11 protein-coding genes are annotated in these 13,455 nt (G+C 72.8%); 5 read left to right on the forward strand and 6 right to left on the reverse strand.

All coding sequences use genetic code 11. The features are described 5' to 3' along the window. Positions 1 to 3: 3 nt before the first annotated feature. From boxC to ATL51_RS22065, 3 genes are all read right to left on the reverse strand, one after another. Entirely contained in the window at positions 4 to 1,716 is a 1,713-nt protein-coding gene (gene boxC, locus ATL51_RS22055; RefSeq protein WP_167410034.1) for a 2,3-epoxybenzoyl-CoA dihydrolase, read from the reverse strand. Between the two features lie 99 nt (positions 1,717 to 1,815). Further along, on the reverse strand, positions 1,816 to 2,259 hold the full coding sequence (locus tag ATL51_RS22060; RefSeq protein ID WP_073576195.1) for a GNAT family N-acetyltransferase: 444 nt from the start codon (positions 2,257 to 2,259) through the stop codon (positions 1,816 to 1,818). Positions 2,260 to 2,355: 96 nt separating this feature from the next. Then, positions 2,356 to 4,023: a benzoate-CoA ligase family protein gene (locus ATL51_RS22065; RefSeq protein WP_100879812.1), complete on the reverse strand. Its 1,668-nt coding sequence runs from the start codon at positions 4,021 to 4,023 to the stop codon at positions 2,356 to 2,358. A 127-nt stretch (positions 4,024 to 4,150) separates the two neighbouring features. Here ATL51_RS22065 and ATL51_RS22070 point away from each other — a divergent pair, with 127 nt between their 5' ends. Next, positions 4,151 to 4,954 carry a PIG-L family deacetylase gene (locus ATL51_RS22070; protein ID WP_073576194.1) on the forward strand — a complete coding sequence of 268 codons (804 nt, stop codon included), beginning with the start codon at positions 4,151 to 4,153 and terminating at the stop codon, positions 4,952 to 4,954. On the opposite strand, the gene ATL51_RS22075 is transcribed toward ATL51_RS22070, so the two are convergent. Then, the gene (locus ATL51_RS22075) at positions 4,947 to 6,065 is read right to left on the reverse strand and encodes an acyltransferase family protein (protein ID WP_174565880.1); all 1,119 of its coding nucleotides are present in this window, start codon (positions 6,063 to 6,065) and stop codon (positions 4,947 to 4,949) included. The genes ATL51_RS22070 and ATL51_RS22075 overlap by 8 nt on opposite strands. A gap of 240 nt (positions 6,066 to 6,305) precedes the next feature. Here ATL51_RS22075 and ctaD point away from each other — a divergent pair, with 240 nt between their 5' ends. Genes ctaD through ATL51_RS22095 form a run of 4 tightly spaced genes read left to right on the forward strand, consistent with a single transcriptional unit; the run spans position 6,306 to position 10,713 of the window. Then, positions 6,306 to 8,060, forward strand: a complete 1,755-nt coding sequence (gene ctaD / locus ATL51_RS22080) for an aa3-type cytochrome oxidase subunit I (protein ID WP_073576297.1) — start codon at positions 6,306 to 6,308, stop codon at positions 8,058 to 8,060. 46 nt (positions 8,061 to 8,106) lie between these two features. Beyond that, complete coding sequence (gene serB, locus ATL51_RS22085; protein ID WP_208623051.1) at positions 8,107 to 9,330, forward strand: phosphoserine phosphatase SerB; 1,224 nt, start codon at positions 8,107 to 8,109, stop codon at positions 9,328 to 9,330. After that, positions 9,327 to 10,082: an aminoacyl-tRNA hydrolase gene (locus ATL51_RS22090; RefSeq protein WP_073576191.1), complete on the forward strand. Its 756-nt coding sequence runs from the start codon at positions 9,327 to 9,329 to the stop codon at positions 10,080 to 10,082. The genes serB and ATL51_RS22090 overlap by 4 nt, the downstream gene beginning before the upstream one ends. A gap of 10 nt (positions 10,083 to 10,092) precedes the next feature. Next, positions 10,093 to 10,713, forward strand: a complete 621-nt coding sequence (locus ATL51_RS22095; RefSeq protein WP_157818486.1) for a carboxymuconolactone decarboxylase family protein — start codon at positions 10,093 to 10,095, stop codon at positions 10,711 to 10,713. 17 nt (positions 10,714 to 10,730) lie between these two features. Here ATL51_RS22095 and ATL51_RS22100 read toward each other — a convergent pair whose 3' ends face one another. Together ATL51_RS22100 and ATL51_RS22105 are read right to left on the reverse strand one after the other, a co-directional pair. Next, positions 10,731 to 11,147 (reverse strand): organic hydroperoxide resistance protein, encoded by a 417-nt coding sequence (locus ATL51_RS22100; RefSeq protein WP_073576190.1) that lies wholly within the window; start codon positions 11,145 to 11,147, stop codon positions 10,731 to 10,733. Between the two features lie 73 nt (positions 11,148 to 11,220). Continuing rightward, positions 11,221 to 13,302, reverse strand: a complete 2,082-nt coding sequence (locus tag ATL51_RS22105; protein WP_073576295.1) for an ATP-dependent DNA helicase — start codon at positions 13,300 to 13,302, stop codon at positions 11,221 to 11,223. Positions 13,303 to 13,455: the final 153 nt, after the last annotated feature.

Genomic DNA, 13,455 nt, shown 5'->3' on the forward strand with positions numbered 1-13,455 from the left:
GGCTCACACCCGCTTGCGGTCGAAGTCGGCCCTGCGGCCCGTCCCGTACTTGCGCAGTGCGCCCTCCGGCCCGGAGGCGTTCGGGCGCACGAAGATCCAGTTCTGCCAGGCGGTGAGCCGGCCGAAGATGCGGCTCTCCATCGTCTCCGGCCCGACGAACCGGTGGTTGGCCTCCATCCCGGTCAGCGCGTCCGGCGAGAGCGAGGCCCGCTCCTCGAGCATGATGCGGACCTCGTCGTCCCAGTCGATGTCGTCCGGGGCGTCGGTGACCAGGCCCAGCTCCAGCGCCTCGCCCGCGGTGAGGCGGCGCCCCACCTCCTTGCGGAGCGTGGCGACGTGGTCGTCGTCGCCGTGGAAGCGGCTCGCGAGCCGGGACGGCCCGTTGGGCATCGGGAAGGTGCCGAAGTTCGACGCCGTGAGCATGATCTGGGCCTCGTCGCCCTGCTCGTCGCCCTCGATCGTGCCGTCGAGCATGTACTGGCGGTCACACGCCAGGGCCAGCTCCAGCAGCGCACCGGCGAAGCAGGAGCCCGGCTCGACCAGCGCGATCAGGCTGCGGCTGGTGACGTCCAGGCGCTTGAGCGTGCGCTTGAAATAGTGCCGGATCTCGTTGACCAGCCAGTCGTCGCCCGAGTGCTGCTCGATGACGCGCTCGAAGGCCAGCGCGTCCTCGACGTCGCCCCGGGTGCGGATCACCCAGGTGCCCAGCTCGGGTTCGTTGCTGCGCAGCCGCAGGATCAGGTCGTCGAGCTGGCGGGTCATGGCCAGCGGCCAGAAGTCCGCGCCGAGGGCGTGCACGCGCTCGATGCTCTCCGGGACACCGCCCCCCGGCCCGTCGACGGTGATCTCCACCAGGCCCCGGTCACGGTCGAACTCCGCGCGCACGTGCGGGTAGGTGATGCCGTCGGCGGTCTCGGTGCGCTCCAGCGGGGGCAGCTCGATCCCGTCGTCCGCGGGCAGCCGCGTCGACGCCGCCGCGGCCTCGACGGCCCGCTCGGCCACGGTCTCGTCCCAGCGGCGCTTGGGGATCACCTCGTCGACGAGCTTCCACTCGACGGCCTGCTTCCCGCCGAAGCCCTCGGACCTCGTGGCGAACACGTCGGCGCGGTCCTTGCGGACGCGGCGCTTGTCGGTGACGCGGGTGAGGCCGCCGGTGCCGGGCAGCACGCCGAGCAGCGGGACCTCGGGCAGTGCGACGGTGGAGGAATTGTCGTCGATCAGCAGGATCCGCTCGCAGGCCAGCGCCATCTCGTAGCCGCCGCCGGCGGCCGTGCCGTTGACGGCGGCGATCCAGGTCTGGCCGGAGTACGCGGTCGCGTCCTCGATGCCGTTGCGGGTCTCGTTGGTGAACTTGCAGAAGTTCACCTTCCACGGGTGCGAGGACCCGGCGAGCATCCGGATGTTCGCGCCCGCGCAGAAGTTGCGGTCCTTGGCGCTGGTCAACACGACGGCCCTGACCCGGGGATGGGTGAACCGCAGCCGCTGGGTGATGTCGTAGAGCTCGATGTCGACGCCGAGGTCGTAGGAGTTCATCTTCAGCTCGTAGCCGGGGACGAGGCCGCCCGCCTCGTCGACGTCGAGCTTCACGTACGCGACCTTGGGGTCGTGCGGGTCGAGCGCGAGCTGCCAGTGCCGGTAGCCCGACGGGTCGCGGTCGAAGTCCACCGGCGGGACGTCTCCGTCGTCCGGGTCGACGGACGGGTCTGCACTGCTCATGGACTCCGCTCCTCCACGCGTCGTTGCGGCCATCAAAGACTACAACCAGATGACGTGGCGACGGAAGAGTGTGGAGTGTCGGGGTGTGGCCCGGCCGGCTCAGCCCTGGTTCTGCACCAGCGCGGCCGGGACCTGCTTGCGCAGCTCGCCGACGTCGTTGCGGGCGAAGCCGCGTGCGGTGAGCCAGGCGGTCACCGGCTCGGGGTCGGGGTGGCCGTGCGGCACGACGTTGTAGAGGTAGTTCAGCCGCCGCCGGCCCGCCTCGGCCTCCAACCGCTCCAGCACGAACGAGCCGACGCCGGAGTGCCGGGCCGCGGGGGCGACGAGGACCAGGATCTCGGCGTCACCCCAGCTGCCGTCGAGCCGGCCGTAGGCGACGGCCGTGCCGTCGGTGTCCTCGACGCGCCACCACTCGTCGCCGAGCGGGTCGCCGTCGCCGGGACGGCCGAGGCCGAACAGCGCGGGGTCGAGACCGTCGAGCACCCGGCCCTTCCGGTCGTCCCAGGTCGCGGGGGTCTCCGGGATCCAGTCCCACGTGTCCACGCCGGCCTCCTCGCCGTCGGTGTGTCCGCCGAGTGAACCCCGGCGGAGCGGCCCGGGTCGAGCGAACGTCCAACATCGAGACACCCCGGACGGTCCTCAGACCACCGTCTCCGGATCGCCGGGGTGCCCCGTGGCCCCCGGCAGCGCGGCGGCGTGCGCGCGCAGCCGGTAGCGCTGGATCTTCCCGGTGGGGGTCTTGGGCAGCTCGTCGACGGTGACCACGGCGCGCGGCCGCTTGAACGAGGCCAGCCCCTCGCGGCAGAACGCGACCAGCTCGGCCTCCGACGGCGCCGCCGCCGGGTCGCGGGGCACGACGAACGCGACCGGCTTGTCCAGCCCGTCGTCGTCCGGGATCCCGACGACGACCGCCTCCGCGAGCCCCGGATGCTCCAGCAGGCGGGTCTCGACCTCGCCGGGGGAGACCCAGATACCCCCGACCTTGAGGACGTCGTCGGCCCGGCCCAGGCAGGTCCACGACCCGTCCTCGCCGCGGACGTACTGGTCTCCGGTGCGCATCCAGCGGCCCTGGAACACCGCGCGGTTGATCTCCGTACGGCACCAGTAGCCGGTGCACACCGAGTCGCCCGCGACGTAGAGCATGCCCTGCTCGCCGGGGCCGTCGATGACGCTGCCGTCCGGCCGTCGCAGCTCCACCTCGTAGCCGGGGACCGGGAAGCCGGAGCTCCCCGGCACGACCTCGCCCGGCCGGTTGGAGATGAAGATGTGCAGTGCCTCGGTGGAGCCGATCCCGTCCAGGACCTCGAAGCCGTAGCGGCCGAGGACGCCGTGGAACATCCGCGCGGGCAGCGCCTCGCCCGCCGACGCGCCGCGGCGCACGGTGGCGAACCGCTCGCGCGGCAGCTCGGCGGCGATCATCGGGCCCCAGAAGCTGGGGACGGCGAAGAACAGCGTCGCGCCGTGCTGCTCGGCGAGGCGGGAGTAGTGCTCGGGGTTCGGCCGGGACGGTTCCAGGACGGTGCAGGCGCCGACCGAGAGCGGGAAGAACATCGAGTTGCCGATGCCGTAGGCGAAGAACAGCTTCGCGACCGACAGGCAGACGTCGTCGCGGTGGATTCCGAGGACCTGGCGGCCGTAGGTGTCGGCGACGAACCGGATGTCGTCGTGGCGGTGCATGGCGCCCTTGGGCTTGCCGGTCGTGCCCGAGGTGTAGAGCCAGAGCGCCTGGGACTCCCCCCAGGTCGGGTGCGGCTCGGGCAGCGGGTCGGCGCCGTCGAGCAGGGCGTCCCAGGTCAGGGAGGTGACCCCGGCGACCAGCGGGTCGGCCCCGGTCAGTACGACGCGCTCCAGGTCGGGCGCCCCCGCGACGGCCTCGGTGAGGTGCTCGGCGAACGTCTCGCCGCCGATCACGGTGGTCGCCCGCGAGTCCCGGACGAGCACGGCGAGCTCGCGTCCGGTCAGCATCGTCGAACACGGCACGGCGACCGCGCCGGCCCACAGGGTCGCGAGGATCGCGGTGAACAGCTCGACGTCGTCGGGCATCACGAGCAGCACGCGCTGCTCGGGCCGCACGCCGGCCCGGCGCAGGGCCCCGGCGACGAGCCGTACCCGGTCGGTCAGTGCGGCGTAGGTGAGCGAGCCACCGGGGAACCGGACGGCGGTGCGGTGTCCGTCCCCGGCCTCGACCCGCGCGGCGGTGAGGTGCGCGGCGGCGTTGAACGCCGCCGGCGCCTGCTGCGCGCTGCGGGGGACGGGCACGGTGGTGTGGGCGGGATCGACGTTGTCGACGCTGACGACATCGGCCATGGTGGGTGGCTCCTGTGCCGGTTCGGGGACCTGTGATGCTACACACATCGGACGGCGCGTCAACGGTGTGTAGATCGACGACGGGCCGGTGCGGGGCGGCCGGGACCGGCTCCTAGGCTCACCGTCCGTGGGGACCCTCGTCAGCTTCCATGCCCATCCCGACGACGAGTCGATCGGCACCGCCGGCACGCTCGCCAAGGCCGCCGCGCTCGGCCACCGCGTCGTCCTCGTCTTCGCCACCCGTGGCGAGCTGGGGGAGCCGGTACCCGGCGTCCTGGCCGAAGGGGAGCAGCTGCCGGTCCGCCGCTCCGCGGAGTGCCACGCCTCGGCCCGCGCCCTCGGCGTCGCCCGCGTGGAGTTCCTCGGCTACGTCGACTCCGGGATGATGGGCGAGCCCAGCAACGACGCCCCCTACTGCTTCTGGCAGGCCCCGGTGGAGCATGCGGCCAAGAGGCTCGCGCTGATCCTCGAGGAGGAGGAGGCCGACGTCCTCACCACCTACGACGACAACGGCGGCTACGGCCACCCCGACCACATCCAGGTGCACCGGGTGGGCGCCCGCGCGGGCGAGCTCGCCGGGGTGCCGGTCGTCGCGCAGAACACCACCAACCGGGACTGGCTGCTGCGCGGGATGAAGGGGCTGCGCGCCGACGGCGGCGCCGACTTCTCCCTCGACATCCCCGACGACCCGTCGTTCGGCAAGCCCGAGTCCGAGATCACCCACCGGGTCGAGGCCGTCGAGTACGCCGAGACCAAGCGGGCCTCGATGCGGGCGCACGCCAGCCAGATGGGCCCCGACCACTTCATGCTGACGATGCCGGACCCGGTGTTCGCGATGGGGCTGGGCACCGAGTTCTACATCGTCGACGCGCAGCCCAACCCGGCCACCGCGCCCGAGATCTGGACCGAGGTCTTCGAGCCGCTCAGGTGACGCCCGCGCGCCGGTCCCACGCCCGCATCAGCGCGGCGTGGGCCGGGCGTTCCACCAGCCGGGTCAGCACCCAGCCGAGCAGCACCGCCGTCGCCAGCATCGCCGCGGACTGCAGCAGCGGCCCGGCGCCGAGGTCCTGCAGCCGGCGCATCAGCACGTAGCCGACGGTCTGGTGCACCAGGTAGACGCCGTAGGAGATGCCGGCGAGCCTGCGCGCCGCCGTCGCCAGCGGGGCGGGCATCCGCGAGCCCCGCCGGGGCAGCCGGGCCACCACGGCGACGAGCGCGATCCCGGCGCAGACCAGCGCGGCGGCGACCGCGTCGAGGTGGTCGATGTCGATCCGCACGACGCCGTCGGGCCCCGGCTCGAGGCCGTGCACGAACTGGGCCAGGCCGCACACCGCGAGCAGGGCGATCGCGTGCGGGGTGCGCATCCGCCGGGTTGACCACAGCCACACCGCGATCCCGGCCACGAACAGGTGCAACCGGTGGAACCCCAGCCCGTCGACGACGGTCCGGTACCACCACGGCGGGTCGGCGACGTCGCCCGGCCGCGCCCGCAGCGGCCACAGCAGCAGCGGGACGACCACCATCGCCCACAGCAGCACCCGCAGCCGCGGCCCGTACCCCCAGCGCGTCACGCTCAGCACCGCGGCGGCGGTGAACGCCATCAGCTGCAGGGGCAACGTCCAGAACGCCGGGTCGAGCCACGGGTAGCGCTCGGTGTCCCAGTTCCCCAGCATCAGCCAGTTGACGACCATCTCCCGGGCCGGCGGCGACGCCCAGTCCGGCGGGGACACGAAGCGCAGGGCCACCCAGGCCAGCGGCACCGCGACGACGAACGCCGGCAGCAGCCGCGCGACCCGCCCCCACCAGTAGCGCCCGGGGGAGTGGCGGCCGAGCGTCGCGCAGGCGAAGTAGGCCGAGACGACCAGCAGCAGGCTCGCCCCGACCTGGTGGTCGAAGGAGACGCTGCGCGGCGCCAGCTCCGGGTGGAGCACCGGGCCGAGGTGCGTGGCGTGGTAGAGCACGACCAGCAGCACGAAGGTGCTGCGCAGTACGTCCCAGCCGGGCTCCCGGCGACGGGTCCCCGGCGGGGGTGTCGGAACCACCACATCTCCACCGTCGCACACCGCCGGCGACCTGTTGATCCGGGTGAAGGGCGCCCTGAGTGCGCGGTCGGGGGCTGTCGGTTCTACTCTCCGTAGAGCACAATCGGCGCGCGCCGTGCGACGAGCCGGGACCCACGGAGTGGATCTCCCGGACCGGACGGGCGCCGCTCGCCGGTCGGGAAGTAGAGTCTGCCCGTCCGCGAGGACGTGCTCAGGTCAGGCAAGTGCATGGAGGCCCAGGTGACAGCCGTCGAGCCCAAGCCGATCTCGACGCGCCCGTATCCGGCGCGGCGTGAGGGCAAGGGATCCACGTTCCTCAAGATGTTGAGGACGACGGACCCGAAGGACATCGCGATCCTCTATCTGACGACGTCGTTCGGCTTCTTCGCCGTCGGCGGGGTCATGGCGCTGCTGATCCGCGCCGAGCTCGCGCGGCCGGAACTGCAGTTCCTGTCGACCGAGCAGTACAACCAGCTGTTCACCATGCACGGCACGATCATGCTGCTGCTGTTCGCGACGCCGATCGTCTTCGGTTTCGCGAACTACATCGTGCCGCTGCAGATCGGTGCCCCCGACGTCGCGTTCCCGCGGCTCAACTCGTTCTCGTACTGGCTGTACCTGTTCGGCGGCCTCATCGTCGTCTCCGGCTTCCTGACCCCCGGTGGTGCCGCCGACTTCGGCTGGTTCGCCTACACCCCGCTGTCGGACGCGGTGCGTTCGCCGGGGCCGGGCGGTGACCTCTGGATCATGGGGCTGGTCGTCTCCGGCCTGGGCACGATCCTGGGTGGCGTCAACTTCGTGACGACCATCGTCTGCATGCGCGCGCCCGGCATGACGATGTTCCGGATGCCGATCTTCACCTGGAACATCTTCATCACCGCGCTGCTGATCCTGATCGCGTTCCCGATCCTGACCGCCGCGCTGCTCGCGCTGGCCGCGGACCGCCACCTCGGTGCGCAAATCTTCAACCCGGCCAACGGTGGTGTGGTGCTCTGGCAGCACCTGTTCTGGTTCTTCGGCCATCCGGAGGTCTACATCGTCGCGTTGCCGTTCTTCGGCATCGTCTCGGAGATCTTCCCGGTGTTCGCCCGCAAGCCGATCTTCGGCTACAAGGGCCTGGTCTTCGCGACCATCGCCATCGCGGCGCTGTCGGTCGCGGTGTGGGCGCACCACATGTACGCCACCGGCGCGATCATGCTCTCGTTCTTCGCCTTCACCACGTTCCTCATCGCCATCCCGACGGGCGTCAAGTTCGTCAACTGGATCGGCACCCTGTGGAAGGGCAAGATCACCTACGAGACGCCGATGCTGTTCTCGGTCGGCTTCCTCGTCACGTTCCTCTTCGGCGGCCTGACCGGCATCCTGCTCGCGATGCCGCCGGTGGACTTCCACGTGTCGGACACCTACTTCGTCGTCGCGCACTTCCACTACGTGCTCTACGGCACGATCGTGTTCGCGACCTTCGGCGGGATCTACTTCTGGTTCCCGAAGATGACCGGCCGCTTCCTCGACGAGAAGCTCGGCAAGATCCACTTCTGGCTGACCTTCCTCGGGTTCCACCTGACCTTCCTGGTGCAGCACTGGCTGGGCAACGAGGGCTACCCGCGTCGCTACGCGGACTACCTGCCCTCGGACGGCTTCACCACGCTGAACACGATCTCCTCGATCGGCGCGTTCATCCTCGGTGCCTCGACGCTGCCGTTCTTCTACAACGTGTTCAAGAGCTACCGGTTCGGCCGGGTCTGCACCGTCGACGACCCGTGGGGCTTCGGCAACTCGCTGGAGTGGGCCACCTCGTCCCCGCCGCCGCGGCACAACTTCACCGAGCTGCCCCGGATCCGCTCCGAGCGCCCGGCGTTCGACCTGCACTACCCGCACCTGGTCGAGAAGGCGCGCGCCGAGGCGCACGTCGGCAACCGGGCGCACCCGACCGAGGTCCTCGCGCAGCAGGTCGGCAAGGAGTCCATGCCGGACGACGACCCCAAGTCGACCTGAGGTGTCGGCGGCTCACCCCGTCCCTCCCGGTCCGGCCCGGCCCACCGTGCTTGTCACGGTGACCGGGCCGGACCGGCCCGGTGTCAGCTCCGTGCTGTTCACCGCGCTCACCACGGCCGGCGTCGAGCTGCTCGACCTGGAACAGGTCGTGGTGAACGGCCGGCTCACCCTGGGCGCGCTCGTCGTGCCGGCAGGGGATCCGGAGGACCTGCAGGAGACGGTGGGCGCGGCGATGGACTCCATCGCCATGACCGTGCACATCGAGATCCAGCGTGACGGCCGTCAGGCCGCCCGGACGCCGTCGACGCACGTCGTCACGGTCCTGGGCAGGCCGATCACGGCCCGCGCGTTCGGCGCGATCGCCGCGGAACTCGCCGCGGTCGGCGCCAACATCGACTCCATCCGCCGGGTCGCCGACTACCCGGTGACCGGGCTGGAGCTGCTCGTCTCCCCGGTCCCCGAGGGCGACGCCGACGACTACCCGCCCGGCACGCTGCGCAGGCGGCTGGTCCGGGTGGCCCGGCAGGCGGGCGTCGACGTCGCGGTGACACGGGCCGGGCTGGCCCGGCGCAGCAAGCGGCTCATCGTGTTCGACGTCGACTCCACCCTGATCCAGGGCGAGGTCATCGAGATGCTGGCCGCCCGCGCGGGGGCCGACGTCGAGGCCGAGGTCCGGCGGGTCACCGAGGAGGCCATGGCGGGCAGGCTCGACTTCACCGAGTCGCTGACCCGCCGCGTCGCCGCGCTGGAGGGGCTGCCCGCCTCCGTCGTCGACGAGGTGGCCGCCGGGATCGAGCTGACCCCCGGCGCCCGCACCACGATCCGCACGCTGCGCAGGCTCGGCTTCCGCTGCGGCGTCGTCTCGGGTGGGTTCACCCAGGTCATCGCCGGTCTCGCCCGCGAGCTCAAGCTCGACTTCGTGGCCGCGAACGAGCTGGAGATCTCCGGGGGGAAGCTCACCGGGCGGGTCGTCGGCGAGGTCGTCGACCGGGCCGGGAAGGCCGTCGCACTGCGCCGGTTCGCCGAGGCCCACGGCATCCCGCTCGACCAGACCGTCGCGGTCGGCGACGGCGCGAACGACATCGACATGCTCTCCACCGCCGGGCTCGGGGTGGCGTTCAACGCCAAGCAGGCGCTGCGCGAGATCGCCGACACCTCGGTGTCGGTGCCCTACCTCGACGTCGTGCTGTTCGTCCTGGGCATCACCCGCACCGAGGTCGAGGCCGCCGACGCCGCCGAGGGTGTGCTCCGCCGGGTCCCGCTGGCGTGACCGGTCCCGCACCGATCCTGGATCTGCTCGCGGGCCGCTACGGGTCCGGGGCGCGGGAGCGCGACATCGCGCCGGAGGCCGACGGCGTCGTCCGGGCTATGCCGGTCGTGCTGCGGATCGAGCGCGACCCGCTCCCCGGACGCACCGCGCTGCTGGAGGCCGCCGCGACGGCCGCGGTCGCCGTCTGCACCGACCCGCGGGCCCAGCCCGGCGGCGAGTGGTCCGACGCCGTCGCCCCCTGGGTGGACGGGCGCATCCGCAAGATCGCCCGCCGGGCGCGCGGCGCGCACTGGCGTGCGGTCCAGGAGCTGCCCGGCGTGACGGTGCAGGTCGGCGACGCCGAGGCCCGCGCGCTGTTGCCCGGACCGGTCGACGAAGCGCCGAAGGTGGTGTCGCGGCTGCAGATCGGGGGCACCGAGCTGCCCGTCGACGAGCCGGGCCCGCCCGATCCGGGCGCCCCGCTGGTGCTGCTGTCCCCGTACGCGGAGATGACGGTCGGCAAGGCGGCCGCGCAGGTCGGGCACGCCACGATGCTGCTCGGTGCGGCCCTCGGCTGGCCGGTCGGTGCGGCACCGGTGTGCGCGGTGCGGACCGCGGACCGGGCCGCCTGGGACCGGCTGTGCCCGGTCGCCGACGACGGCACCGACGGCGTGGTCGGAGTACGGGACGCCGGCTTCACGGAGGTCGACCCGGGCACCATGACCTGCCTCGCGCTGGCCCGGGCCGCGTTTGCCGGGACCGCCGGGCGGTGATCCACCGGGTGTGACCACACACCCCTCCGCCGGTGCCCGCGACTGGGGCGGCCGGCTGCCCCGCAACGAGTCCCTCGACCTCGACGACGAGCAGCGCGCCACCGCCGAGCGGCTCCACTCCGGCTCGGTCCGGTGGGCCGAGGAGTCCGGCTTCGCCGCCACCGACGACGACGGCGGCCTCATCGGCCCGTTCAACGCCTTCGTGCTGCGGCCCGGCCCCGGGAAGGCCTTCAACCGATGGGTCGGCACCGACCAGCGGGACTCGTCGCTGTCGGCCACCGTGCGCGAGGTCGTGATCCTCACCGTCGGCGCGGCCTGGGGCGCGGCGTACGAGCTGTACGCCCACACCGCCGTCGCCCGGTCGGTCGGGCTGACCGAGGACGCGGTGCGGGCGCTGCACGACGGCGCCGCCGCCGACGTGCTGACCGGCGACGAGCTCGTCGTGCACCGGTTCGTCGACGAGCTGGTCCGCACCCACCGGGTGTCCGACGGGACCTACGCCGCGGCCGAGGCCGCGCTCGGCCGCGACGGGGTGCTCGACACCGTGCACCTCACCGGCATGTACCTGTCGGTGTCGGCGCTGCTGAACGCTTTCGAGATCCCGGCGCCGGAGATCCCCCCGGCACCGTGAGCACCCGGGCCCCGCGGTCAGACGGTCGCGGTGAGGGTGACCTCGACGTTGCCGCGGGTGGCCTTGGAGTACGGGCACACCTGGTGGGCTGCCTCGACGAGCTCGTCGGCGGCCGCCTGGTCCAGACCCGGCAGGTGCGCGGTGATGTCGGCGGCCACGTGGAAGCTCACATCGTCGGGCGCCAGCTGGATGGTGGCGGTGACCTGCGTGTCGTCGGGGACGGTGGTCTTCGCCGTGCGGGCGGCCAGCCTCAGCGCGCCGTGGAAGCAGGCCGCGTAGGCCGCGGCGAACAGCTGCTCGGGGTTGGTGGCGCCCCCGGGGCCGCCCAGCTCCGGCGGCATCGTCAGGTCCTGGTCGATGAAGCCGTCGTCGCTGCGGACGTGGCCGTCGCGGCCGCCGCCGGTCGAGGTGGCCTCGGTCGTGTAGTTCGCCACGGGTGCGCCTCCGGATTCGATTGGTTGCACACAACCTATATCGGGTCGGGGCCCGTCCGCCGTGTGGAGCCGGTCACGAGGACTCGCGCAGCCGGCGCAGTGCGCCGTGCACCTTCTCCCGGTCGGTGGTCTCCCAGAACGGGGGCAGGCTCGCCCGCAGGAAGCCGCCGTAGCGCGCGGTCGCGATCCGCGGGTCCAGGATCGCGACGACGCCGCGGTCGTCGGTGGCGCGCAGCAGCCGTCCGGCGCCCTGGGCGAGCAGGAGCGCCGCGTGCGTCGCCGACACCGACAGGAAGCCGTTCCCGCCGCGCGCGTCGGTGGCCTTCTGCCGGGCCGCGATCAGCGGGTCGTCCGGGCGCGGGAACGGGATCCGGTCGATGATCACGCAGGACAGCGACGGGCCGGGCACGTCGACGCCCTGCCACAGCGACAGCGTGCCGAACAGCGAGGTCTCCGGGTCCTCGGCGAACCGCTTGACCAGCAGCATCGTGGAGTCGTCGCCCTGGCACAGCAGGGGCGTGTCGAGCTTGCCGCGCAGTGCCTCGGTGGCCTGCTTCGCCGCGCGGGTCGAGGAGAACAGACCCAGCGTGCGGCCCCCGGCGGCGCGGACGAGTCCCTCGATCTCGTCGAGGGTCTCCGGCGCGAGGCCGTCGCGGCCGGGGCTGGGTAGCCGCCGGGCGAGGTAGAGGATCCCGGACTTGGCGTGCGCGAACGGGGACCCGACGTCGAGGCCCTGCCAGCGCGGCGCCTCCGGGTCCTGGACCGGGCCGTGCCCCTCGTCGACGCTCGACGGCGGGGTGGCCCCGGCCTCCCTGGGCTGCGAGGCCGGCAGGCCCCACTGACGGGCCAGCGCGTCGAACGACCCGCCCAGGGCCAGGGTCGCCGAGGTCAGCACGGTGGTGCGGGTGTTGAACAGCCGCTCGCGCAGCAGCCCGCCCACCGACAGCGGCGCGACCCGCAGCACCTTGTGGCGGGAGCCGTCGGGACCCTGCTCACCCAGCCAGACGACGTCGCGGCGCGTGGCCGCGTCGGTCTCGGAGAACGTCTCCAGCAGCCGCGCGGCGGTGTCGACGACCTCGTCGAGCACGGCCTGGGCGAGCTTGCGCGCGGCGGCGCCCTCGGGGTCGGCGTCGTCGCTGCGCTTGTTCGCGCCCATCGACTGCCGGCAGCCCGCCCCGGCCGACAGGATCGCGTTCAGTGCGCCCGCGGCGGCGGTGGTCAGCGACTCCCAGCGCCCGGGGGGCATGTCCTCCAGCACCGCGGCGAGACCCTCACCGGCCTCCGCGAGCCGGTCCGCGGTGTCCTGGTCGACGAGCTTTCCGCAGCGCCGGGCCGCGGTCGCGACGGTGCCCGCGGTCAGCTCGGCGGTGGCCGCGCCGGTGACCCGGTCGACGAGCTCGTGCGCCTCGTCGACGATCACGACGTCGTGCTCGGGGAGCACCTGAGCCTCACCCATGGCGTCGATCGCGAGAAGGGCGTGGTTGGTGACGACGATGTCGGCCCGCCCCGCCTCGGCCTTCGCCTTCTCGGCGAAGCAGTCCTCGCCGACCGGGCAGCGGCTCGCGCCGAGGCACTCCCGCGCGGTCACCGACACCTGCCGCCACGCGGAGTCCGGGACGCCGGGGACCAGCTCGTCGCGGTCCCCGGTCCCGGTGTCCGACGACCACTCGTGCAGCCGCTTCACCTGCCGCCCGAGCGCCGAGATGGCGAACGCGTCGAACAGTTGCTCGTCGCCCGGATCGTCGTCCATGTCGCCGTGGAGCTTGTTCATGCACAGGTAGTTCCGCCGCCCCTTGAGGATGGCGAAGGTGGGCTCGCGGCCCAGCACCTTCTTCAGGCTCTTCGCGACGCGCGGCAGGTCCCGGTCCACGAGCTGGCGCTGGAGCGCGATCGTCGCCGTCGAGACGACGACCGTGGTGTCGCGGGCGATCGCGTGCCGGATCGCGGGCACGAGGTAGGCCAGCGACTTCCCGGTGCCGGTGCCCGCCTGCACGGCCAGGTGCTCTCCGGACGACAGCGAGCGGCGCACCGCGTCGGCCATCCGGTCCTGGCCCTCGCGGCGGGAGCCGCCGACCGAGGTGACGGCCACCTCGAGCAGCTCGTGCACACCGGGCAGGTCCTGGGTCCGCACGGGGGCCGTCGAGGGGGGAGGCACGTCCGGCAGGTTACCGAGCGCCCCCGACAGGTCCGGCCGTGACCGTGCCGCCCGGCACCCGGGACCGCGCACCCGGCGTACCCGGACCGCTCACCGGGTGTGATACCGGACGGCCGGTTGCCGGTGAGCGGCGACACAGCGTCACGATGGGGG

It is taken from the genome of Pseudonocardia alni (genome assembly GCF_002813375.1).
Taxonomy (GTDB): Bacteria; Actinomycetota; Actinomycetes; order Mycobacteriales; family Pseudonocardiaceae; genus Pseudonocardia; species Pseudonocardia alni.

Bases quoted from the DNA above. Each gene is read 5' to 3' on its own strand.
- boxC (WP_167410034.1), bottom strand. From the start codon at position 1,716: ATGAGCAGTGCAGACCCGTCCGTCGACCCGGACGACGGAGACGTCCCG.
- ATL51_RS22065 (WP_100879812.1), bottom strand. From the start codon at position 4,023: ATGGCCGATGTCGTCAGCGTCGACAACGTCGATCCCGCCCACACCACC.